This is a genomic window from Nocardia asteroides, from assembly GCA_019930625.1.
In the GTDB taxonomy this organism is placed as follows: Bacteria; Actinomycetota; Actinomycetes; order Mycobacteriales; family Mycobacteriaceae; genus Nocardia; species Nocardia sputi.
Map to the genome: position 1 here is coordinate 5865537 of CP082844.1, position 21626 is coordinate 5887162.

Here is a 21626-nt window from a genome sequence, read left to right on the forward strand (position 1 = left end):
ATGCGCTATTCGACCTGGATCCGGCAACATCTCGCCGCGCTTCGCGCGCTGCTGGCGCTCACGGTGGTCACCGGAATCGTGTACCCCCTGGCGGTCTTCGCGGTCGCGCAGCTGCCCGGACTGCGCGAGAAAGCGGACGGTTCGCTGGTCGAGGTGAACGGAACGACCGTGGGCTCCGTCCTGATCGGGCAGTCGTTCACCGATGCCGACGGCGCCGCTCTGGTGCAGTACTTCCAGAGCCGTCCGTCGGCTGCCGGCGACGGGTACGATCCGATGTCGACCGCCGCGAGCAATCTCGGACCGGAGGACGTCGTCGACGCCCCGGCACGCGCGAGCCTGCTCACCACGGTGTGTGCCCGAAGCAAGGAGGTCGGCGACCGTGAGGGGGTCGACGGCAGCCGTCCGTTCTGCACGAAAGACGGTGTGGGCGCAGTGCTCTCGATCATCGGCCCGCGCGACTCCGACGGAGATGTATCGCAGCCGGTGCAAGTCGTCAGCGTGAACCAGGCATGCCCGGCGACGCCGTTCCTGCACACCTATCGGGGCGTGCGGGTCGACTGCGCAGAACCGGGCCGGAGTTACTCGGCCGGCCGCATCGTGCCGATCCATGGCGATGCTCCCATCGACCCAGCGGTACCCGCCGACGCCGTCACCGCCAGCGGCAGCGGGTTGGACCCGCACATCTCTCCGGAGTACGCGGCCATCCAGGTTACTCGCGTCGCCAAGGCGCGCGGCGTTTCCGAACAGCAGGTGCGCATGCTGGTAGACGAACACACCAGCAGGCGGACTCTGCGGTTCCTCGGCGAGCATCGCGTGAACGTGCTTCAGCTGAACATCGAGTTGGACCACCGCTATCCGTACCGCGCATGAGAGGACGTGTCAGCTCATGCGCTGCAGGGACAGCGGCGAGATCCGGCGCGCCACTGCATGGGCAATCGCGTCCAGCGCGGGGGTTGGCGGCGATAAGGTGTACGGCGGTGTGCCGGGAAGTCTGGTCGGCGCGTTGTTGGTGCGTGTGCGGCCGGGAGGTTCGGTGATCGGAAGTGCGGCAGCGGCCCAGTGTCGGGGATGGTCACGTCAAGACATCTACTGCAGGCCGGTACGGACCTTGGTCAGGCTGCGGTGAGGCCGGTGCCGCAGGGGCGGCGTTCCTCGGGTATAGGCGTGTTGGCGTCGCGTCCCGGGTTCGGTCTGGTCGGTGTGGTGCGGGTACCGCATCAGGTCAGCAGCCCGTTGGCGGCTATCGCCCGCCGGATTGGGTACGCGGTGGCGGCGCTGACGGCCACCGTGCTGGTGGTGTACTCAGGGCGCGAGGGATACACCGATTCCCATGATGGACAGCTGTCGCTGCTGGACTGTGTCTATTACGCGACGGTGTCACTGTCGACGACCGGGTACGGCGACATCGCTCCGGCGACACCGACCGCACGATTGGTCAACATCTTCGTCGTGACCCCGTTGCGAGTGTCCTTTCTGATCGTGCTGGTCGGCACGACATTGGCTGTGCTGACCGAGGACTCGCGCCAAAGCTTGCGAATCCGGTGCTGGCGGCGCCGTGTGCGTGGACACACAGTGGTGGTCGGTTACGGCACCAAAGGCCGTGCGGCCGTGGAAGCGATGCTCGAGGAGGGCGCTCGGCGATCATCGATCGTCGTCATCGACACCGCGCCGGAGGCAGTCGAGGCTGCGGCCGGGCGCGGCGTGGTCACGGTGCGGGGGTCGGGCACCGCGTCGGAAACGCTGCAGCTGGCGGTGGTGAGCCGGAGTGCGGCAGTGGTAGTCGCTGTGGGACGCGACGACACCGCGGTGCTGTCCACCCTTACCGCCCGCCACCTCGCACCGGCGGTGCGGATCGCGGTGGCGGTACGCCAGAGCGAGAACTCTGAGCTGGTGCGTCGCTGCGGTGCCGAGGTGGTGGTGGTGTCATCGCAGACCACGGGCCGGTTGATGGGTGTGGCTACCGGCGCTCCGCGGGTGGTCGAGTTGATAGAGGATCTGCTCAGCCCGGAGGACGGCTTTGCTGTCGCTCAGCGACCCGCCGAACCGCACGAAATCGGCCTGACCCCGAGGGAGTTGCCCGACATCGTGCTCGGCATCGTCCGCGAGGGACAGCGCCTGCGCACGGCCACCCGCCAACCACCCGCCGTGGCCGTCGGCGACGAACTGCTGTATATCCACCGGGTCACCACCCAGCAATGACCCGTCCCGTGGGCCAGCGGCTACGGCGAACTCTGCGGTCCGCCGTAACCTGAGAAGTTCTCGGCGACCAAGTCTGCCACCACGTGAAAGTGTTCAGGCGGGGCGGACCACAGGCCAGGGATGCCGTCGCAACAGTCCGGAGACCGACTTCTCCGGCAATTGGTATTTCGCGGCAATCGCTACGGGACCGACCACTTGCTGCCTACAGCATCCGGCGCGGCGTGCTCATCGCTTTGGCACGCCGCAGCGACACCCGTGACCACACCGCCTGCTGCACTGCCACAGTCACCCAACCTGCCAGTGCCATTCCCGACAGGTTGACCACGAGTTGCAGGGCGCTGCCCCAGACGGCCGACCCGACACCGAAAGCAGCGCCGAGTGCGATATTGCCCGCGGCCGGCACGGTGGTGACAGAGATGAATACCCCGGCCAGCCCTCCCGCCTTGGCGGAGGTCAGCGCCAGCACTCCGGCGGCGGCAGCGACGACGGCGACGATGAACGACCATTTGTCGGGTGTGTAGATGAAGGCTGTCCCAGGCCGCGGGCCGGTGACGTCTTCTACGGTGATCCAGCCCAGCCCGCGCCCGAGCAGCGCGAGGGTGAAGGTGATCGCGATCGCGGTGGCGAAGCCGAGCAGCAGCGTGCGGACAGCGAGCCCGAACAAGGCGAATCGGCGACGTACCAGCGCGACTCCGAGTGCGGCGATGGCGCCGAACTCCGGCCCGAGGACCATCGCCCCGATTACCAGAATCTGACTGTCCAACACGATCGCGATCGCGGCGATCACGGTGGCGAAGGTCATGAAACTGAGATAGGTCCAGTTCAGCTCGGTTTCCTCATACGAGCGCTGGGCCACATCAGCCCATACCACCGCGTCTGCGCTGCTACCGGGGGTGCGTACCTCGCAATCGAACCCGCTGCGAGACAGCCAGGTACGCACCGGCTCGATCTCGATAGTGCCCACCCGGTGCAATCCGATCGCGCGCAACCGCTGGATCAAGTCGTTGGCCGCCTCACGCGCCACGTCGGCCACCAGCATGTCACCCTTGGGCCGCAGCGCAGCGCCGCGCATCACCGCCAGGCCGCTGACGGCATCGTCCTGTTCCAGAATTCGGATCACGTCATCGGTCATCTCGCTCGGAGCCAGCATTCGCAGTCGCAACACCCAGATAGTGTGCCGCGTCTTTCCGCTGGCATCGGCACCATCCGCCCCAACGATCGACTCAACCTAGTTTCCGAACGCGGCCGACAATCGTCGCCGGTGCCACGCTGCCGATACTGCCGACCCAGATCCTGTGGATCAACATGACCACTGCCGTATTGCTGGGCTTGATGCTCGCCTTCGAACCCGAAGAAGACGGGATCATGACCCGCCCGCCCCGCGATCCGGCACAGCCGCTGCTCACCCGCGCCCTGATCGTGCGGATCCTGCTGGTCTCCACCCTGCTGGTTGCCGGCTCGTGGTCGATGTTCGAGTGGGAACTCACCCGCGGAGCCGACTTGGCCGAAGCCCGCACCGCGGCGGTGAACCTGTTCGTCGTGGTCGAAGCCTTCTACCTGTTCAGCTGCCGTTCCCTGACGCGATCGGCATGGAGAATCGGCCTGTTCTCCAATCCGTGGGTCATCGCCGGACTCACCGCACAAGCGATCGGCCAGCTCGCTTTCACCTACCTGCCCGCCATGAACACCGTGTTCGACACCGCGCCCCTCGACACCGCCACCTGGCTGCGCATCCTCGCCATCGCCGCGGCCGCGAGCGTCGTGGTCGCGGTAGATAAACGTCTCCGGCGCTGAGGGCACACCGGCGCTGGAACACGTGGGTTGTGTGGCGGCCCGCTGCCTCGACCATATAGGCCCGCTGTTCGAGACGCTGGTAACTCCGTGCAGCAACTCTCGGTCGGAATGGATGCCAGGTGCCGGGGGAATCTGCCACCATGACATGAACATGCCTGGCGTCCTTGGCAGTTCGCCCCGACGCGCGAGTGCGGAGCGTGACTCGTTTGTCCCTGCATGGGGCGTCCGGAAGCAGCCGGATTGCTGTCGCCGGCTCACGTGTGATCGGAGACGACACCCGCGCTCGTCTGTGTGTTCTCCGCGGCGCCGAGGCGGCGGCGCAGGTTGGCGAACTGCCGCGCCTGCATGATCAGGTGAGCGGGCTGACCGACGAGGAAGTCGGTGACCGCCATCAAAGGGCGGGGCGCATCCCGTCCGATGGTGCGCACCACCAGGCGAGTGCGTCCGCCGGGTAGCTCGATGAGATGAAAGCCCCACACACCTTGCGTGAACATCCGGGGGAGCGGGCCCCGAGGATCGAAAGGACGGCCGCTGGGCAACGTGAGATCACTGCGCAGCACCAACGTCGTCGGACGATCGATGATCGCCACCGTGAAATACATGCGTCCGTCGACTGTCGCATTCACACGGTCGCCCACGCGCAAGTCCTGCCATTTCGGCACAATCCGTGTCGCGCTGGGCCGCCCGCGATTGTCCAACCGGTCCCAGCTGTACCAACCAGCACGGTCGGCGCCCATCTGAACCAGCCAACACCAGACGGTTTCCCGGGGCGCCTCGAGGGTTGTGGCCATGGTCGAGCAGCCAGTCGGGGCCGGAACCAGTGTGTCACCGGGATACTCGGCTGCCACCTCGGCAGGGGTGGCACCCCAGCGCAACATCCGGTGCCGCAACGCCAACGCCGCCACCGCGGCCAGCGGAAGAACGGGCCATCGCATATTCGTGCCTCCCGTCGGGGGTCTGTTCGTATGTTCAGCTCAGCAGTCCGGGTCCCAGCAGGGCCGATAGTCATGACGACGCGGGCGATAACCTTTCGGCCAGCAGCTGATCACACGGCAGGCGTGCGATGCTCGTGGCATGATTACCGGCCGAGCCGAGCGATTCGTGCACCGACAAGCAGCGCCGTAACGGTGACGGCGCCGACCACGGTGATGAGTCGATTGACGTCGATAGCCGGTCGCCAGCTCAGTCGGCCGTTGCGCAGGACATAGACGCCGACGGGCTTGGCGCCCAGGCCGAATCCGACGCCGGACCCTTCCTGTCCGGCCTTGTCGGCGCCCGTGCCGCCGCCCGCACCGCCGGATACGGTGGCGACAGCGATCAGGGTGGTGCCGTCCCGCTCGACGGGCTCGGCGTACACCCGTTGGACCGTCATGGCATCCTTCGCTGAGCCGAGAACGTCTTCGACCTTCATTGCGTCTCCTCTCGTGCGCTCGTACGGGTTGTTCCCGTCGGCCAGTTCAGGGTCCAACGGCAGCCACACGCGGACGAGAGTCGATCGGCCCTCAATCGTGGGAGGAACGGCAACAGATCGGTGCCGGACGGCGATCGAAGCCTTTATCCGCTGGTTTGTGTGTCCGGCTCGGACAGGACCTTTTCGATGCGTCCGTCCGATCACCACCGCCGCGACAGGCTCCGTTGCTGGCACTTCGAGGATCGCGACCGCTGGCGAGTCGGCGCGCTCAACGGTTCGCACTGTGGCTTCGAGACCAGCCTCCTTGGCCGGCCTTGCCCCTTCTTCGGCGACGGCGATGGCGTCGTGTCGAGCTGCCGAGCGTACTTCCTCGACGAGTTCCTGCCGGAGTGTTTCGTCGGACACCGTGTGCACATGATGGGGTAGCAATCCCGGGGAGACATAGAGGACAATAGCCGGGCTGCGTACGAACAGCGTGCCGCGGCCTTTATAGCTCGTGCAGCGCCGGCGAAGCCGTCATAGCAGATCAATATCTGCGGGGGCGGTGTGTTCGCCCTTTCTGCACCCGAAACGTCCGGACGATTACAGATATCGAGACTTGACGCAGAGGTGATCGCCGTTTCGGTAGATGCCACAGCATCGGATCTTTACGGCTTTCTAGTCGATAGATAGGTGGCCGCGACGACCATTGCCGCGATGATCGCGGTGATGACAACGGCGGCAGTAGGCCAGTCCATGATGGTTCCTTTCACGGGTCTCGATATCCACTGTCGCGCGATGAGCGTCGAGGTCGTAGGGAAATTGGTTACCGTCTCCGGGTCTTTGGGCCTCTTTCCATTCCTTTACGCAGACGTGTTCCTGACGCTGCTGCTGCCGTGGGCGAGCAAAACCAGCCCAACCGGCTCCCTGCGGCATGAGCAGTCAGCTCGCCGACCTGGCGATGATCACCGGCACCTCGGCCGCGTGCAGGACGGCCTGACCGACCGACCCGAGCGTCATGCCGGGAAAGCCGCCGCGTCCATGGCCGCCGACGACGATGAGCTGGGCTTTTTCGCCTATCTGGAGTAGCTGCTCGGCGGGGCGGTCCTCGACAACGATGCGCCGCACCCGAACCTCCGGATACTTCTCGCCGTATCCGGCCAGGCTTCGGGAGAGGAGTTCCTCGCCTTCCTCCTGCATATCGGCGCGTGAACTGAAGCGCAGGAAGTCCGACCACGTGTGCACCGCGATGAGTTCGACGCCGCGGAACGCGGACTCGTCGAAGGCGACCTCGACGGCGTGCACGCTGCTCGGTGAGCCGTCCACGCCGACCGCCACCGGGCCGTCGGATGGAGTGGAGGTTTCCGGGATGACGGCGACCGGACATGCGGCGTGCCGAGCCAGTGCGGTGCTGACCGATCCCAGTAGCCTGCGGTTGATGGCGCCGAGCCCCTGCGTGCCGACGACGAGCAGTCGCGCGGTCTTGGAACGATCACGTAGGACCGGGATCGGGGGCTCGTCCACCAGTTCGGCGCTGATATCGAGTTGGGCGATCGACGCGGATACGGAGACGGCGGCCGCGCGGGCGGTTTCCAAGGTGTGACGTACACCTTGCAAGTAATCATCGAAATCGAACTGTCCGAGTTCGATACCCGATCCGAAGCCACCCAGGACTCCGATCGCGTAGACGAGGTGTAGCGGCACTTGATGGTGAGCGGCGTCGGCGGCGGCCCAGCGCAAGGCCGCGAGCGCGTCGGAGGAGCCGTCGACGCCGACGACGATAGGGGGATTGCTGATAGTGGGCATCTGTTGCACTCCTTCCTGCTTCTCGCAGGTACCCCTTGCTGATCGATGAGCGGCGCACGGCACCGGATAGTGCGGGCAGCCGAGCCGGGCGACCACGACGGTTACGTGGCCTGCTTCCATGCCGCTGCCGGTACATCCACGGCTATCGACACGCCTACTGCGGTGCGGACGCGGTGGTGAGATGCTCGGCGATGAGAATGCGGTGGGCTTGCTGAGCCGCGTCGGCCCGGCGTTGGTCATCAATGTCATCGCTCGGCAATTGTTCGAACCCACGGGCGAGAACCGCCACGGCGTCACCTAGCAGCAGCACCCGGTGTTCCATTTCGTCCAGTCGTTCGGTAATTGCGTCAGCCGCGACCCTGTCACTGCCGGTTCCGCCGCGCAACATTGTGCGCAGAGGTGTCGGCAGCACCCAGGTGCCGATCTTCTCGGCGACGGTGTTGAACCGTTCGCGCGCGGTGTGTAGTGACGCTGCCGGTGAATCGCTCTTCGGGACCATGGCTTTCAGCATTCTCCCGGCCGCCGCGATTCGCCTAGGGTCCGATGGCCCTGAGTGGCGGGTGCTGTCGGCCCCGCTACGGGAAGCCTCCACCCGATGGTGCAGATGCCCCGCGAGAAACTGGGGTGTCAGCCTCACCCTGCGGATAACCGATAGCCGTACGCTGCACCGAGAAGGACCTGTGCCTGCGACCAATGACCCTACCGGCGGTACTCGCCCCGTTGCGACGATGAGTGCGGACGGGAACCGAGGAGGTTGGGCGGTATGCATGCGAACGTGGGGGACTGGCTGATAGTCGAAGGTCGCAGTGTCGGCGGCGCGGTTCGGCACGGTTTCATCGAGGAAGTGCACGGAAAGGACGGAATGCCGCCTTACCTGGTGCATTGGACCGATACCGGGCATCGGGCACTGACATTCCCCGGGCCGGACGCACATATAGCGACCCGCGACGAACTGCGTGTGCAAGAAGAAGTCACAGAGGCACACTTTTCCTCGAGGCACTATCGGACGAGCCGGTCGGCCGCGAAGCCCGCGCCCCGAGTAACCGGCACCGATGGCCCATCGGTGGTCCCTCCCCCGAGCCAGTTTCTCCGCGGCGGCGCGGAAGGCGATTGATCCGGGGCGGTCGCAGGGATGCGAAGCGACAGCCGGATGTGCAGACCAATTGGCGAGGATAGGTAGGGCAGCTGCGGCTTCCAGGTGAATATCATGACAGACAACACGACGCCACCACAGGGGCAGGTCGATCGGCCGACCATCGTCGCCGTCGACGGCTCGACCGTCTCCTATTACGCCGCGGCGTGGGCGGCGGCGGATGCGGCGTTGTATCGGCGCAGACTGTGCATCGTCACCTCGGTTCGGACCGGCTTCGGCGCGAGTGCACTCTCGGCCGACACCGGCGCAGCGCGGAGCCTGGACGTCGAGCGAGTGCTCGGCGAGGCTCTCGAGGTGGCTCGGAAGGCTGCGCCCGACGAGACGCTACCTGTGGAAACCGCACTGATCGCCGCTCCGATCCTTCCGTATTTGATCGATCGTTCGCGATCGTCGGGAATGGTGGTCGTCGGCAGCCGTCGTCTCCGGGCGTTCGGCCGTGGATTGCTCGGATCGGTGAGCACAGCGGTTACCAGGCGCGCACGTTGCCCGGTCGCGATCATTCGCTCGGCTCCGGCCACGGATGCGGCGTCCGCGGGCAAGCCGGTCCTCGTCGGAGTGGACGGAACGCCCAATTGCATACCGGCGGTCCGCCTGGCGTTCGAAGAGGCCTCCCGGCGCGAGGTCGAGTTGATCGCGCTGCACGCGTGGAGCGATACACGCGGGACCAATCTGATTCCGACCTGGGACGCCGTGCGCGAGCTGGAGACCGCGCTGCTCGCACAGAGCCTGGCCGGGTTCGGCGAGCGATACCCAGAGGTGCCGGTGCGACGAGTGTTGCTGCGCGACAGTCCTGTTCGCTGCCTGGCCGATGAAGCGCGGGACGCGCAGCTGCTGGTGGTGGGCAGCCGTGGTCGCAAAGGCGCGACGGGCATGCTGCCCCGCTCCACCACTTCCGCACTCGTGAATACAGCACAGTGCCCCATCATCGTCGTGCGTCATCTCTGAGGTTGTGTGGTAGACGGGTCCAGGTGTGGCTGAAGTGGGGCCGGTCGCGTTCACTCGCTGTACATCGCGCTTATCTCCGTGGCGAAGTCGCGGAGCACGATGTTGCGTTTGAGCTTCAACGACGGGGTGATGTAACCATTGGCCTCAGTGAGCTCGGTGTGCAGCAGCCGGAATTTGCGGATGGCCTCGGCCTGGGAGACGGCTTGGTTACCATCATCGATGGCGGCCTGGATGGCGGCGAGCAAGTCGGAATCGGAGGCGAGGTCGGCGATGGTGGCATCGGCGGGCTTGCCATTGAGCTGCTTCCAGGTGGGGAAGTGCTCGGCATCGACGGTCACCAGGCAGCTGATGAACGGCTTGCCGTCGCCGAGGACGATCACCTCTCCGATGATGGCGTGGGCGCGGATGCGGTCTTCGATCATCGCAGGGGCAACGTTCTTGCCGGCTGCGGTCACGATGATCTCCTTCTTGCGTCCGATGATGGTGAGGTATCCGTCGTCGTCGAGCGTGCCGAGATCGCCGGTGGCGAACCAGCCACCGCGGAACGTGTCGGCGGTGGCGTGTGGGTTGTTCCAGTATCCGGTGAATACATTCGGTCCTCGCAGCAGTATTTCGCCGTCGTCGTCGATGCGGACGGAGGAACCGGGGAGCGGCTGGCCGACCGTACCGATCTTCGGCCGGTCATCCGGATTGAACGTGGCGGCCGCGCACGTCTCGGTCAACCCATAACCTTCGAGCACGGTGAATCCGACGCCGCGGTAGAAGTGGCCCAGCCGTTCGCCGAGCGGCGCGCCGCCGGATATGGCGTGCGTAGCGCGCCCGCCCAGCGCGGTACGCAGCCGTCGGTAGACCAGGCGGTCGAACAGTGCATGGCGGACCCGGAGCGGAAGCCCGATTCGCCGCCCGGTGTCCAGGGCGCGGCTGTAGGCGATGGCAGCCGCGGCCGCCGAGTCGAAGATCCGTTCCCGGCCGGCGAGTTGGGCTCGGACGCGAGCGGTGTTGTACACCTTCTCGAAGACGCGCGGCACGCCCAGGATCAGTGTCGGCCGGAACGCCCCGAGTTCCGCGGTGACATCTTTGACGTCGCTGACATGGGCGAGGTCGACCGGGACGTACGCGGCCGCCACCTCGGCGATCCGGCCGAGCACGTGGGCCAGTGGCAGGAACAACAGCACCGAGGACTCTCCGGTACGGAACAGCGTCGGCATCCGAGCGGTGATATTGCCCAATTCGGCCAGGAAGTTGCCGTGGGTCAGCTGACAGCCCTTCGGGCGGCCGGTGGTTCCGGAGGTGTACACAATCGTCGCCAGGGCGTCGGCCGACAGAGTGGCTCGCCGCTCGGCCACGGCTGTGTCGCTGATACGGGTGCCCTCCGTGGTCAGAGTGGCAGCGGCGCCGGCGTCGATTTGCCAAGTATGGGTCAACTTCGGCAGTTGGTCGCGCACGGTTGCGACCACGGCCGTGTGGTTGTCGGTCTCGGTGACGACGGCGACCGCGCCGGAGTCGGAGACGATCCACTGCACTTGTTCGGAGGAGGAGGTCTCGTAGACCGGCACCGTGACCGCACCCGCACACCAGATCGCGAAGTCCAGCAGCGTCCACTCATACCGGGTTCGGGACATGACAGCCACCCGATCCCCGGCCTGGATGCCGTTGGCGATCAATCCTTTCGCCGTCGCCCACACTTCGTTGCGGAACTGGGCGGCTGTCACATCACGCCAACGACCGCCCACTTTGCGAGAAATCACGGTCAGGTCCGGATGCCGTGCGGCGTTGCGTTCGATCAAGTCGGTGAGGTTCGCGTCGGCAGGGACATGGTACAAAGCCGGTAATCCGAATTCGTGCATGATCGCTCCTCGGCGCCGCTGCCGGAAGGGCACACGGTGCGCTCGACCTAAGTCAGCTGCGCACAGTTGAGTATGGCTCCGATCGCATCGATGCTGCGATGGCTGTTGGCAGTCCTGCCTGAGGACCAAAGTCCTGTGTCGCCAGGGACCCTGCAGCACTGCGCCGCGCGCCATCACCCGCGCCGGGCCTAAGTGGTGCGGTGGGCGGTCACCCCTCGCCGCTGTCCTGGATTACGCAGGACCAACGGCTCTCCGCCCGGCGACGATCGGACCTGCCGTCACGAGGTGAGGACGGCAACGCTGGACCAGAGAGGAGGTCGGCGATGCTTTTCGATGATCGCCGTGACGCCGGGCGTCGCCTGGCGAAACGGCTGGAGTACCTGCGGGATGAGGATGTTGTCGTGGTGGGCCTGCCGCGTGGCGGTGTTCCCGTGGCCTACGAGGTCGCGAGGGTGCTGGGCGTACCACTGGACGTGCTCGTGGTACGTGAACTCGGTGTCCCATACCAGCCGGAACTCGCTTTCGGCGCGATCGGCGAAGATGGCGTCCAAGTGATCAACGACGTGGTCCTCGGTTACACAAGACTCACCCGCGAGGAGATCGCTGAGATAGAGCGTCGTGAACGCGCCGAATTGAGACGGCGGACCGAGCGGCTGCGGCGTGCTCACCCGCGTATCCCGCTGTTGGGTCGAACCGTGGTCGTCATCGATGACGGCATCGCCACCGGCGCGACGGCTCGCGCCGCCTGCCAGGTGGCGTGGGAACAAGGCGCACAGCGCGTTGTGCTGGCCGTCCCGGTGGCTCCCCGGGACACGCTGGCGATACTGCAGGACGTGGCCGATGAGGTGGTCTGTCTGGAGATGGCCACGTGGTTCGGCGCTGTCGGCGGCTGGTACCACAATTTCGGCCAAGTCGCTGACGCCGAGGTCGACCTGCTTCTTCGTTCTGCGGAAGACCGCAGCGAGTTCCCCCAAATGCCGGTGGACGATCCGCCGTTGTGTGATGAGGACATCCAGTTCCCGCTCGGTTAGGGCGAACTGTCCGGGTATCTCACCATTCCGGAGAACCCGCTCGGGCTGGTGATGTTCGCACACGGCAGCGGCAGCAGCCGTCGTAGCCCGCGCAACCGATTCGTTGCCGAGGTGCTGAACCGAGCCGGGCTGGCCAACTTCGTTTTCGACAAGCTCACTGCCGAGGAGGAGATCGACCGGTCACGAGTCTACGATATCGAGCTGCTGTCGCGGCGACTGCTCGATGTCATGCGATGGCTGACCGGTCGACCCGACATCGCCGGCCTGCGGATCGGGTACTCCGGGGCCGGTACGGGCGCCGCCGCTGCGCTACGGGCCGGGGCCGATCCCAGCGTCTCTATCGCCGCGGTGGTGTCGCGTGGCGGCCGGCCGTATCTCGCCGGGGCGGCAACTCGCGGTGGTCCGCGCACCGACGTTGCTGGTCGTGGGTGGGGCACGACCATTTAGTGCTGGGGCTCCATCGCACGGCGGTGCAAGAGATGTCGTGCGAAACCGCACCGACTGTGTTGCCCGACGCCACACACTTGTTGGCCGAGCCGGGCGCATTGGAGAAGGTCGCCGAACTCGCCCGCGACTGGCTGGTCGCTCAGCTGGCGCCCGCGTCGGCGGCGGGTGGCCGGACGGAGACTCGATCATGATCTCGATTTGCGTTCCTGCCGGGCAGCGCCAACAGTCGGCCGCCGCTGTGGACCTGCTCGATGTTGGCTCGACGACTCGGCGCGGCGAGCCAGCGGCCCCCACGCCGATCGAAGAGCGCTCGATCGCTCAGCTGCTAGCGGATGCCATCGCTCACCTGAACGCTTTGCGGCCGCTGTACGAGCTGCTCAGCCGGGGCCCGACGGCGGTGTCGACGGAAGCCGCACAGCACCGTCCGGCTAACGCGGCGGCGAAGTCCCGCCGTCCTGCTATCGGTTCAGCGCAGCGGCACTTTCCAGCACAGCCGAGTGCCGGGTTTGCCTTCTGGGCCGTTACCTGGTGTGACGGAGAAGGTCCCGGCCGCTTGTTCGGCACGCTGGGCCAGATTCGTCAGACCGCTGGGGGTGACCTCGCGGGGCATGCCGCACCCGTCGTCCTCGATGACGATGGTCAGGTCGTCGGCCACGGTGATCTCGACCGAGACCGACTCCGCGCCGGAATGCCGGACGGTGTTGCTGACCGCCTCGCGCACAACGGCTTCGGCATGATCAGCCAACTCCGGATCGATCACCGAGAGCGGACCGGCGATGTGTACGGAGGTTCGGATGTCGCTGGCGGCGGTCTGCTGGCGGATCGCCTCCTCGATGCGTTGCCGTACCCGCCCGCTGTGCCCCTCGCCGCCGTGCAGGTCGAAGATCGAGGTCCGAATCTCCTGCACCACGTCTTGCAGATCGGTGATCGCTTCGGTGATCCGTTCGCGTACTTCGGGAACGCGGGTGCGTGGGACGGTTCCCTGCAGGCTCAAGCCGACGGCGAACAGTCGCTGGATCACGTGGTCGTGCAGGTCGCGGGCGATGCGGTCGCGGTCGGAGAGGATGTCCAGCTCCCGCACGCGCTGCTGGGCGTCGGCCAGTTGCATCGCCAGCGCCGCCTGGTCGGTGAAGGCGGAGGTCAGTTTCAAGGTCTCGTCGTCATAGGGCGCCGACTCCACGCTGCGTAACGCGATGAGGACACCGACGGTGGAGTCGGGTGTCTGCATGGGCAGTACCAGTGCAGGCCCGGCCTCGGGGAAGATCTTGCCGAGATCGGCGCGGCGTGAGTCGTCGAGCCGTTGGGGGGCGTGCGCCCGGATCGCGGTCGCGATGGTGCTGTCCCCGGAGGGCAGTTCGACGAGCCATTGACCGTTGCGGGCGCCTGCGCCGTGGGTGATCACCAGTTCGGTGATCTCCTCGTGGCAGCTCTCTGGGTCCGGTACGACCGCGAGGAAGGTCCGCTCGGAGCAGGTGAGCCGACAGGTGTGGTCCACCAGGTGAGCCAGAACTTGATCGGAGTCGGTTGCGGCGAGGAATTCGGTGGTGATGTCGCGGGTGGCTTCGATCCAGGCCTGCCGGGTGCGGGCGGATTCGTAGAGGTGGGCGTTGTCGATGGCGATACCGGCCGCGGCGGCTAGGGCCCGCACGATGACCTCGTCGTCTTCGGTGAACGGCTGGCCGCCTGCCTTCTCGGTGAGGTAGAGGTTGCCGAAGACCTCGTCGCGGATGCGGACGGGCACGCCGAGGAAGGTGCGCATCGGCGGGTGGTGGGCGGGAAATCCGACCGAGGAGGGATGCTCGGCGAGGTTGTCCAGCCGGATCGGTGTGGGCTGGCTGAACAGCAATCCGAGCACCCCGTGACCCTGCGGGAGATCCCCGATCAGTTCGCGGGTCGGCTCGTCGATGCCCTGGTAGATGAACTGGGTGAGTTGCTGGTCGTGGCCGCGGACGCCGAGCGCGCCGTAGCGGGCCTCGACCAGGGAGATGGCGGTGTGCACGATCGTGCGCAGGGTGCGATCCAGGTCCAGCCCGGAGGTGACGGTCAGCATCGCCTCGATCAAGCCGTCCATCCGGTCGCGGGCGTCGATGATCTGCTCGATGCGATCTTTGACCTCGCCCAGCAGCTCACGCAGCCGCAGTTGCGAAAGCGTATCGCGGACCGAGTACATGCCTGCTGACGTGTCATCGGTCATATCGACTGCTCCCGAGTCCCAAGCTGTCCAGGGCAGGCGGCCATGCTGCAAGCCTATGCTAGATAAATGTCCGGCACGTCCGGATCAGCATTCGATGACGGCCGGTACTTCGCGTTGAAGCGATCTATTCGGCAAGCTCGGTTGTCGAGAGGTGCGCTATCAAAGACCGGTAAGTCTGACGATGATCAGAAGCCGGCGCTGGACCCGGACGGCCGGGATCGGAGTTTGGAGGCGTAGACGGCTGCCTGGGTGCGCCGTTCGAGGCCGAGCTTGGCCAGCAGTCGGGAGACGTAGTTCTTCACCGTCTTCTCGGCCAGGAACATGCGCTGGGCGATCTGCCGGTTGGTCAGTCCTTCGCCGAGCAGGTCGAGCAGTCTGCGTTCCTGCTCGGTGAGCGCGGCCAGCGAGCCGTCCTCGGTGTTCGCGCGCAGCCGCTGCATGAGGGCGGCCGCGGCGCGGTTGTCGAGCAGGGAGCGCCCGGCGCCCACCTCCTTGATCGCTTTCGCCAACTCCATGCCCTTGATGTCCTTGACCACGTAGCCGCTGGCTCCGGCGAGAATGGCGTCCAGCATGGCCTGCTCGTCGGTGAACGAGGTGAGGATCAGGCAGCGCAGATCGTCGAGTTTCGAGAGCAGATCGCGGCACAGTTCGATGCCGTTGCCGTCGGGCAGGCGGACGTCCAGTACGGCGACGTCCGGCCGCAGCGCCGGAATCCGGGCGAAGGCTTGGGCGACATCGCCGGCCTCGCCGACGACGGACAGCTCCGGGTCGTCGGAGAGCAGGTCCACGAGACCGCGACGGACGATTTCGTGGTCGTCGACCAGAAACACCGTGATCATGGTGGTGTCCAATCCAGGGGAGCAGTTGCGCGGTCGACACTACGCATCCGGCAGGCCGCTGGGTACCGACCAAAGTCCCTTGGAGGCGACCCTTCGTCCACACTCGCCGTGGTCCTTGCGAAGCCTCGATCCGGTCTTTGTCCATGCCTCGGGTCGATGCCCGGCTCGTCGGATCGGCGTGCGGCGGACCGGCGGTCGACGCGGGGCCGATCGTGGCCAGAGTGCCCGGTAATCGGTGACCTTCGGCCGTCACGGATGCCTGTTGGTTCGCGCGATGCTGAGTTCGAAAACAAGTGGGCACAGCCAGCTGAAAGGATCTTGATCGCCATGGCCGGACTCGAAGGCAGAAGCGCGGTCGTCACCGGCGGTGCACGCGGCATCGGCGCCGCCGTCGTATCCGCCCTGGCGAAGGAGAACATTTCCGTCGTCATCGGCGATCTGCTCGAACACGAGGGCAGCGCGTTGGCGGAGTCGCTCGGTTCGGGTGTGATCTTCCGTCGGCTGGATGTGACCGACGAGGGCGCGTGGCGCGCGGTCTTGGACGACGCGGAGGCGGAGTTCGGTCCCCTGGCGGTGTTGGTCAACAATGCGGGCATTATCGATTTCGGGGGCGTCGAGACTGAATCTCCGGTGATGTTCCGGCACGTCGTGGACGTGAACCTCTACGGCGCCTGGCTTGGTATGCATCTGGCGGCGCCGCGGTTGCGGGCCGCGGGCGGCGGGGTGATCGTCAATATCTCTTCGACTGCTGGGTTGATCGGGTACGCGGGTATCGGCGCGTATGTCGCGAGCAAGTGGGGTTTGCGGGGTCTGACCAAGGCCGCCGCTCTGGAATTGGGGCGCGCGAACGTTCGTGTGTGTTCGATACATCCCGGTCCCATCCACACGCCGATGACCGGGGCCATGGACGAGTCTGTGGCCGCGAATCAGCCGCTGGCTCGCTTCGGTGAGCCGGACGAGGTCGCGGCGATGGTGCGATTCCTGGTCACCGAGGCCACGTATTCGACTGGCTCGGAGTTCGTGCTCGACGGTGGTGCCACCGCCGGTCAGGTCCTGGGCCTGCCGGACGAAACCCGATGAGAGGCTAGCGATGCCGAAAACACATCCCGATCTCGAGACGCTGCGATCCGTGTTGGCGCTCGCGGCGCGAGCGCCGTCGGTGCACAACACCCAGCCATGGCTTTGGCGGCTCGGGCACGAGACCGTGCATCTGTATGCCGACGAGAGTCGGAGGCTGCCGCACACCGACCCGGAGGGTTGCGACCTGCTGTTGAGTTGTGGTGCGGTGTTGCATCATCTGCGGGTCGCGGCCCGCGCGGAGGGTTGGGAGACGACGATCCATCGGCTGCCGGATCCGGCCGCGCCTGACCATCTCGCGTCCGTCGAGTTCCATCCCGCCGCATTCACGGCCGAGGATGTCGAGTTGGCGCGCGCGATCAGCAGCCGCAGCACCGATCGCCGTCGCTACAGCTCCTGGGAGGTGCCGGCCGCGCACATCGAGGCCATCATCGCCGCAGGGGAGGCGACCGGGGTGCTCGTGCGCGACATCAATGAAGAACCGGCGCGGACCCAATTGCTGCGGGCATTCGAACAGGCAGCGTGGGAACATGCCCGTGACCTCGCCTACGGCGCCGAACTCGCGCAGTGGAGTGGCAGGCACGCGGCGCCGCAGGGGGTCCCGGCGCGCAACGCGGTGCTGGACGGCGCCGATCCGACGGTGCGTCCGTTCTCGAATCCGGGATTGCCGCAGGCGGTGGTGCGCGATGTCGACGCCGCTGACCGGATGCTGCTGCTGAGCACCAGCAGTGACGACCGATTGTCCCGGTTGCGCGCTGGTGAAGCCGCGAGTGCGGTGCTGTTGACCGCCACGACACTCGGTTTGGCGACGTGTCCGCTGAGCGAGCCGATGGAGTTGGCCGGCACCAGGAAACGCATCCGCGCGAACGTGCTGGACGATACCGGATATCCGCAGATCGTCGTTCGGATCGGTTACGCGATCCCGAGTGCCGATCCGATTCCCGCCACTCCGCGTCGCCCGCTCGACGAGGTGGTTCAGCCCCTGGACCCGTCGGGTTCGTGATGGTGCGCACGGAGAGGTGATCTCGAGGGCACAGTGTCCGTAGCCCGCGGTTCGCCTGTGGCGATCGCGGCCGCGGAGCAGTAATCCGCTGATCCGGGCGCAGAACCCCCTCGACAATCGCCAGAGCGGCGACGACGGTGGACGAATCGGCGCAGGTCGCGGCGGCAAACCGGTCGACGAAGCGATTCACAGCGCTCGCTGGATGGCCGAATGGCGCCGGACGAGCCGACCCATCGGCAAGGACACAGAAGAAACGATTCGGGACCGAGGAGAACGCGATGACCGAGAACTCGACTGCACGCACTGGGCAGACCGATCTGATCGTGGTCGCCGTCGACGGATCCGCGACCTCATACCACGCTGCGGCGTGGGCAGCCGCGGACGCCGCGTTGCATCGGTGCCGGCTGCATATAGTGACCTCCGTCGCCATTCAGCCCGGCTACGGTGCCGGTGCCATGCTGACCGAAGCCGATGTGCAGTGGCTGCGCAAGGACGGGGAACGGGTGCTGACCGAGGCCGCTCGGGTGGCCAGGGCGGCCGCGGCGGGCGAGGCGTTGGCCATCAGCACCGAGTTGACTCTCGAACCGATCATCCCGGACCTGCTGGACAGGTCCAGGCACGCCAGAATGCTGGTTGTCGGCAGCCGCGGGCTCGGAGCGGTCCGCCGTGAGCTGCTCGGCTCGGTGAGCATGGCGGTCACCCGCCACGCGCATTGCCCGGTCGCGGTCCTGCGCCCGGGTTCGGCACCCGATGTCGTCTCCTTCGATAAACCGGTTCTCGTCGGGGTGGACGGCACCACCACCAGCGTGCCCGCGATCGAAGTCGCCTTGGAGGAAGCCTCGCGACGCAAGGTCGGACTGGTCGCGTTGCACGCATGGAGCGATGCGAGCGGCATCGACCTCGTGCCAGGATGGGATGCCGTGCGAGAGCGAGAGGACGCGTTGCTCGCGGAGAATCTGGCCGGATTCGGTGAACGCTACCCGGATGTCTCGGTGCGGCGCGTACTGGTGCGAGACCGGCCGGTTCGCTCGCTGCTCGATCAGTCCGAAGACGTACAGCTCCTGGTGGTGGGCAGCCACGGCCGCGGTGGCTTCGCCGGCATGCTGCTCGGTTCCACCAGTGCCGCGTTGCTGCATTCGGTGGAGTGCCCCATCATCGTCGTGCGTGAGCGGTGAGCGCGTTCAAACCGGCCTACCACACAGTTCTCGTTCGGCGCAGGTCGTGAATTGCGACAGTGGATGTCGCGGCTGAGCACGAACGCCTGCGTCTCGCGCCTTTCGACCCGCCATTGGGGCTCGGTAAGGACAGCGTTTCCGGGGTCAGCCGCTGCCTTGCGCCGTCCAGGTGGTGTTCGAGTGGCATGACGGCATGCCGAGGTCCTGTCGCAACTCGCGTCCAACCGCCCGTGCAGGTCGTCCGAAGACCGGCGTCTCCGGAGGGCTTTTTAGTTTCAGCGAGCACCGTCATCCGAGGAGAGCGCCTGCTCGAGTAGCACTCGCCGTTCGGCGGCGGCGATCGCGCGACGGGCCGCCGGCACGGCGTCCGGCGTCACCGAGATCGATGTGATGCCCATCCGGACAAGGTATTCGGCGAATTCGGGCCGCGTCGAGGGCGCCTGTCCGCACAGCGAAGACGTGATCCGTAGCCGTCGCGCCGTCGCCACGATTTTCCCGATCGCGTCGAGCACTGCCGGATCGGACTCGTCGAACAGTTCAGCGCACGTAGTGGAGTCGCGGTCGACGCCGAGCATCAGCTGGGTGAGATCGTTGCTGCCGATGGAGACGCCGTCGATGCCGAGTCCCACGTATTCGGGCAGCCAGTGCACCACCGAGGGGACCTCCGCCATCACCCAGCGATGCAGTCCACGCTGGCTGCCGAGCGGGCTCATCTCGACCAGGTCCAGGCAGGCTTCCAGCTCCCACCGGGTGCGAACGAACGGAATCATCAAGTGCAGGTTCTGGGTTCGCTCTCGGACCAGAGCCAAAGCTTCGAGCTCCAGGGCGAATACCTCGGGTTCGCGGATGTAGCGGTAGCAGCCGCGGTAACCGATCATCGGATTGCGTTCATCCGGTTCGTACCGTGTACCGCCGGTGAGGTCACGAAATTCGTTGCTGCGCAGATCGGTCGCCCGGTAGATGACCGGCCGCGGGGCAAACGCCGTCGCGATTCGCTGCAGAGACTGGGACAGTCGCTCGATGAAGACGTCCTGCTCGCCGCGGGCGATCAGGTCCCTGGGATGGCGTCCCTCGAGCGCCTGCGTGATCAGCGTCTCCGCTCGCAGCAATCCGACTCCGTCGACCTCGGTAGCCGCGACACGTTCGGCGGCCTCCGGGAGCGCAAGGTTGACATAGATGCGCGTCGCGGTCGATTCCACAGCGGCGATCGGCGCCGTCGGACGAGGTTCGGCCCGCGCCGGTCCCGATCGCCCGGCCTGGATCTGGCCGGCGGATCCGTCGACCGTAACGACCGCGCCCTCGGTGAGGGTCGTGGTCGCCGTGCGAGTGCCGACCACGCACGGCACACCGAGCTCGCGCGCGACGATCGCGGCATGACAAGTCATCCCGCCACTGTCGGTGACCAGGGCCGAAGCTCGCGAGATGGTAGGCAACCAGTCGGGGTTGGTCATGGCCGCGACGAGCACTTCGCCGGCGCGCAGTGCCGAGCCCTCCGCCGGTGAACGCAAGATGCGCACGGTGCCGCTGGCCCGGCCCGGGGCGGCCGCGAGACCTCGCAGCAGTACCTGGGCCTGGGCAGGCTCGCGTATCGGAGGTTTTGCAGTGGTCTGCCCGGCGAGCGTGGTGATGGGCCGGGCCTGCACCAGCCATAACTGGTGGTCGTCGAATGCCCATTCGACGTCTTGCGGTCGGCCGCCGTGCAGCTGCTGGACCTGCAAAGCCGTCCGGGCCACCGACACCGCCTCGTCCTCGCTGAGTACCTGAGCGGCCGCCTCGTCGTCGCTCAACTCGATTCGCTGGTCGCCGTCGGGCCCGGACACGATGGCGAAGCTTTGATGGCCCGCACGCGCGGCGATCAGCGTGGGCCCCTTGGCGTCGAGCATGTAGGTATCGGGTTCGGTGGCTCCGGAAACAACGACCTCGCCTTGGCCACGAGCCGCCTCGACGACCACACGATCCCTGCGGCCGGTAGCCGGATCGGCGGTGAATGCCACGCCCGCCCTGCGGGCCGCCACCATGCGCTGCACCACTACCGCGATGTCGGGGCGTTCGTACATTTCGCGGCGGGCGCGATAGGTGAGTACCCGGGGCGTGAACAGCGATGCCCAGCAGTCGACGATGGCATCCATCAATCGGTCATCGCCGCGGATGTTGGTCCGCGACAGATTCATTCCCGCGAAGGATGCGGTCGCGCTGTCCTCGCCGATCGCCGACGAGCGCACCGCGACCGGAACCGAATCGCCCAGCCGGTGGTAGGCGGCCAGCACGGCGTCGTGCACTCCTGCCGCCATCGGTGTCTGGTGCACGAGCTTTCGCATACGGATGCACAGCTCGTCCAGTCGCGGTTCGTCCGAGTTAGCGCCCGCGGACGCGGCCTGAAGCGCCTCGGCATGCAGTGTGTCGAGTTCGGCGCCGTGCGGGCCGTGGATGATCACTTCCTCGTAACATGATTTGAGAATCGCGTACCCGGGTGGCACAGGCAGGTGCGCCGCCACCAGCTCACCGAGATTCGCCCCCTTGCCTCCGGCACGGTCGGCATCGGCCAGCCGCAGGTCACCGAGGTCGGCCACGTAATCGCCCATAACGGCTCCGATCGGTCGTACTTCGAACGTCGCGTCTGTTGTCAGCCTCGCTCAGTACCGCCGGCATTCACCACGGCCGAAGGTCCCCTGGTTCGTCCCGTTGGGCCCTGCCCGCGAACCCGGTCAGCGGTTCCCGCCTGGGAG

18 protein-coding genes and 1 pseudogene are annotated in these 21626 nt (G+C 66.5%); 10 read left to right on the plus strand and 9 right to left on the minus strand.

Features of this window, described 5'->3' with window-relative positions; translation table 11 throughout:
• Nucleotides 1-870, plus strand: coding sequence for a potassium-transporting ATPase subunit C (locus tag K8O92_26590; GenBank protein UAK31341.1), 870 nt, complete (start codon nucleotides 1-3; stop codon nucleotides 868-870).
• Between the two features lie 198 nt (nucleotides 871-1068).
• Nucleotides 1069-2199: a potassium channel family protein gene (locus K8O92_26595; protein ID UAK35962.1), complete on the plus strand. Its 1131-nt coding sequence runs from the start codon at nucleotides 1069-1071 to the stop codon at nucleotides 2197-2199.
• Nucleotides 2200-2401: 202 nt separating this feature from the next.
• On the opposite strand, the gene K8O92_26600 is transcribed toward K8O92_26595, so the two are convergent.
• Entirely contained in the window at nucleotides 2402-3364 is a 963-nt protein-coding gene (locus K8O92_26600) for a DUF389 domain-containing protein (GenBank protein UAK31342.1), read from the minus strand.
• A 140-nt stretch (nucleotides 3365-3504) separates the two neighbouring features.
• Between K8O92_26600 and K8O92_26605 the strand changes: the two genes are divergently transcribed.
• A complete protein-coding gene (locus tag K8O92_26605; protein UAK31343.1) occupies nucleotides 3505-3993 on the plus strand; it encodes a cation transporting ATPase C-terminal domain-containing protein in 489 nt (162 codons plus the stop codon).
• Between the two features lie 254 nt (nucleotides 3994-4247).
• Here the strand turns inward: K8O92_26605 and K8O92_26610 are convergent, their stop codons facing one another.
• Both K8O92_26610 and K8O92_26615 read right to left on the minus strand, forming a co-directional pair.
• Entirely contained in the window at nucleotides 4248-4928 is a 681-nt protein-coding gene (locus tag K8O92_26610; protein UAK31344.1) for a hypothetical protein, read from the minus strand.
• A 143-nt stretch (nucleotides 4929-5071) separates the two neighbouring features.
• Nucleotides 5072-5404 carry a sporulation protein gene (locus K8O92_26615; GenBank protein UAK31345.1) on the minus strand — a complete coding sequence of 111 codons (333 nt, stop codon included), beginning with the start codon at nucleotides 5402-5404 and terminating at the stop codon, nucleotides 5072-5074.
• A 120-nt stretch (nucleotides 5405-5524) separates the two neighbouring features.
• Here K8O92_26615 and K8O92_26620 point away from each other — a divergent pair, with 120 nt between their 5' ends.
• Nucleotides 5525-5830, plus strand: a complete 306-nt coding sequence (locus tag K8O92_26620; GenBank protein ID UAK31346.1) for a hypothetical protein — start codon at nucleotides 5525-5527, stop codon at nucleotides 5828-5830.
• A gap of 495 nt (nucleotides 5831-6325) precedes the next feature.
• Here the strand turns inward: K8O92_26620 and K8O92_26625 are convergent, their stop codons facing one another.
• The gene (locus K8O92_26625; GenBank protein ID UAK31347.1) at nucleotides 6326-7189 is read right to left on the minus strand and encodes a universal stress protein; all 864 of its coding nucleotides are present in this window, start codon (nucleotides 7187-7189) and stop codon (nucleotides 6326-6328) included.
• 154 nt (nucleotides 7190-7343) lie between these two features.
• Complete coding sequence (locus tag K8O92_26630; protein UAK31348.1) at nucleotides 7344-7688, minus strand: hypothetical protein; 345 nt, start codon at nucleotides 7686-7688, stop codon at nucleotides 7344-7346.
• A gap of 264 nt (nucleotides 7689-7952) precedes the next feature.
• Here K8O92_26630 and K8O92_26635 point away from each other — a divergent pair, with 264 nt between their 5' ends.
• Together K8O92_26635 and K8O92_26640 are read left to right on the plus strand one after the other, a co-directional pair.
• On the plus strand, nucleotides 7953-8303 hold the full coding sequence (locus tag K8O92_26635) for a DUF1918 domain-containing protein (GenBank protein UAK31349.1): 351 nt from the start codon (nucleotides 7953-7955) through the stop codon (nucleotides 8301-8303).
• 93 nt (nucleotides 8304-8396) lie between these two features.
• Nucleotides 8397-9287 (plus strand): universal stress protein, encoded by an 891-nt coding sequence (locus K8O92_26640; protein UAK31350.1) that lies wholly within the window; start codon nucleotides 8397-8399, stop codon nucleotides 9285-9287.
• 50 nt (nucleotides 9288-9337) lie between these two features.
• Here the strand turns inward: K8O92_26640 and K8O92_26645 are convergent, their stop codons facing one another.
• Nucleotides 9338-11134, minus strand: coding sequence for a long-chain fatty acid--CoA ligase (locus K8O92_26645; GenBank protein UAK31351.1), 1797 nt, complete (start codon nucleotides 11132-11134; stop codon nucleotides 9338-9340).
• Nucleotides 11135-11457: 323 nt separating this feature from the next.
• On the opposite strand from K8O92_26645, the pseudogene K8O92_26650 reads away from it, so the two are divergent.
• Nucleotides 11458-12803, plus strand: a pseudogene (locus K8O92_26650) (phosphoribosyltransferase).
• Nucleotides 12804-13078: 275 nt separating this feature from the next.
• On the opposite strand, the gene K8O92_26655 reads toward K8O92_26650, so the two are convergent.
• Both K8O92_26655 and K8O92_26660 read right to left on the minus strand, forming a co-directional pair.
• The gene (locus K8O92_26655) at nucleotides 13079-14782 is read right to left on the minus strand and encodes a GAF domain-containing sensor histidine kinase (GenBank protein ID UAK35963.1); all 1704 of its coding nucleotides are present in this window, start codon (nucleotides 14780-14782) and stop codon (nucleotides 13079-13081) included.
• 209 nt (nucleotides 14783-14991) lie between these two features.
• A complete protein-coding gene (locus tag K8O92_26660; GenBank protein ID UAK31352.1) occupies nucleotides 14992-15645 on the minus strand; it encodes a response regulator transcription factor in 654 nt (217 codons plus the stop codon).
• A gap of 327 nt (nucleotides 15646-15972) precedes the next feature.
• On the opposite strand from K8O92_26660, the gene K8O92_26665 reads away from it, so the two are divergent.
• The 3 genes from K8O92_26665 to K8O92_26675 all read left to right on the plus strand — a co-directional run bounded on the left by K8O92_26665 (nucleotide 15973) and on the right by K8O92_26675 (nucleotide 18900).
• Nucleotides 15973-16725, plus strand: a complete 753-nt coding sequence (locus tag K8O92_26665; GenBank protein UAK31353.1) for an SDR family oxidoreductase — start codon at nucleotides 15973-15975, stop codon at nucleotides 16723-16725.
• Between the two features lie 10 nt (nucleotides 16726-16735).
• A complete protein-coding gene (locus K8O92_26670) occupies nucleotides 16736-17725 on the plus strand; it encodes a nitroreductase family protein (GenBank protein UAK31354.1) in 990 nt (329 codons plus the stop codon).
• Nucleotides 17726-18003: 278 nt separating this feature from the next.
• Entirely contained in the window at nucleotides 18004-18900 is an 897-nt protein-coding gene (locus tag K8O92_26675; GenBank protein ID UAK31355.1) for a universal stress protein, read from the plus strand.
• A 275-nt stretch (nucleotides 18901-19175) separates the two neighbouring features.
• Here K8O92_26675 and ppsA read toward each other — a convergent pair whose 3' ends face one another.
• Entirely contained in the window at nucleotides 19176-21482 is a 2307-nt protein-coding gene (ppsA, locus tag K8O92_26680) for a phosphoenolpyruvate synthase (protein ID UAK31356.1), read from the minus strand.
• Between the last annotated feature and the right edge of the window lie 144 nt (nucleotides 21483-21626).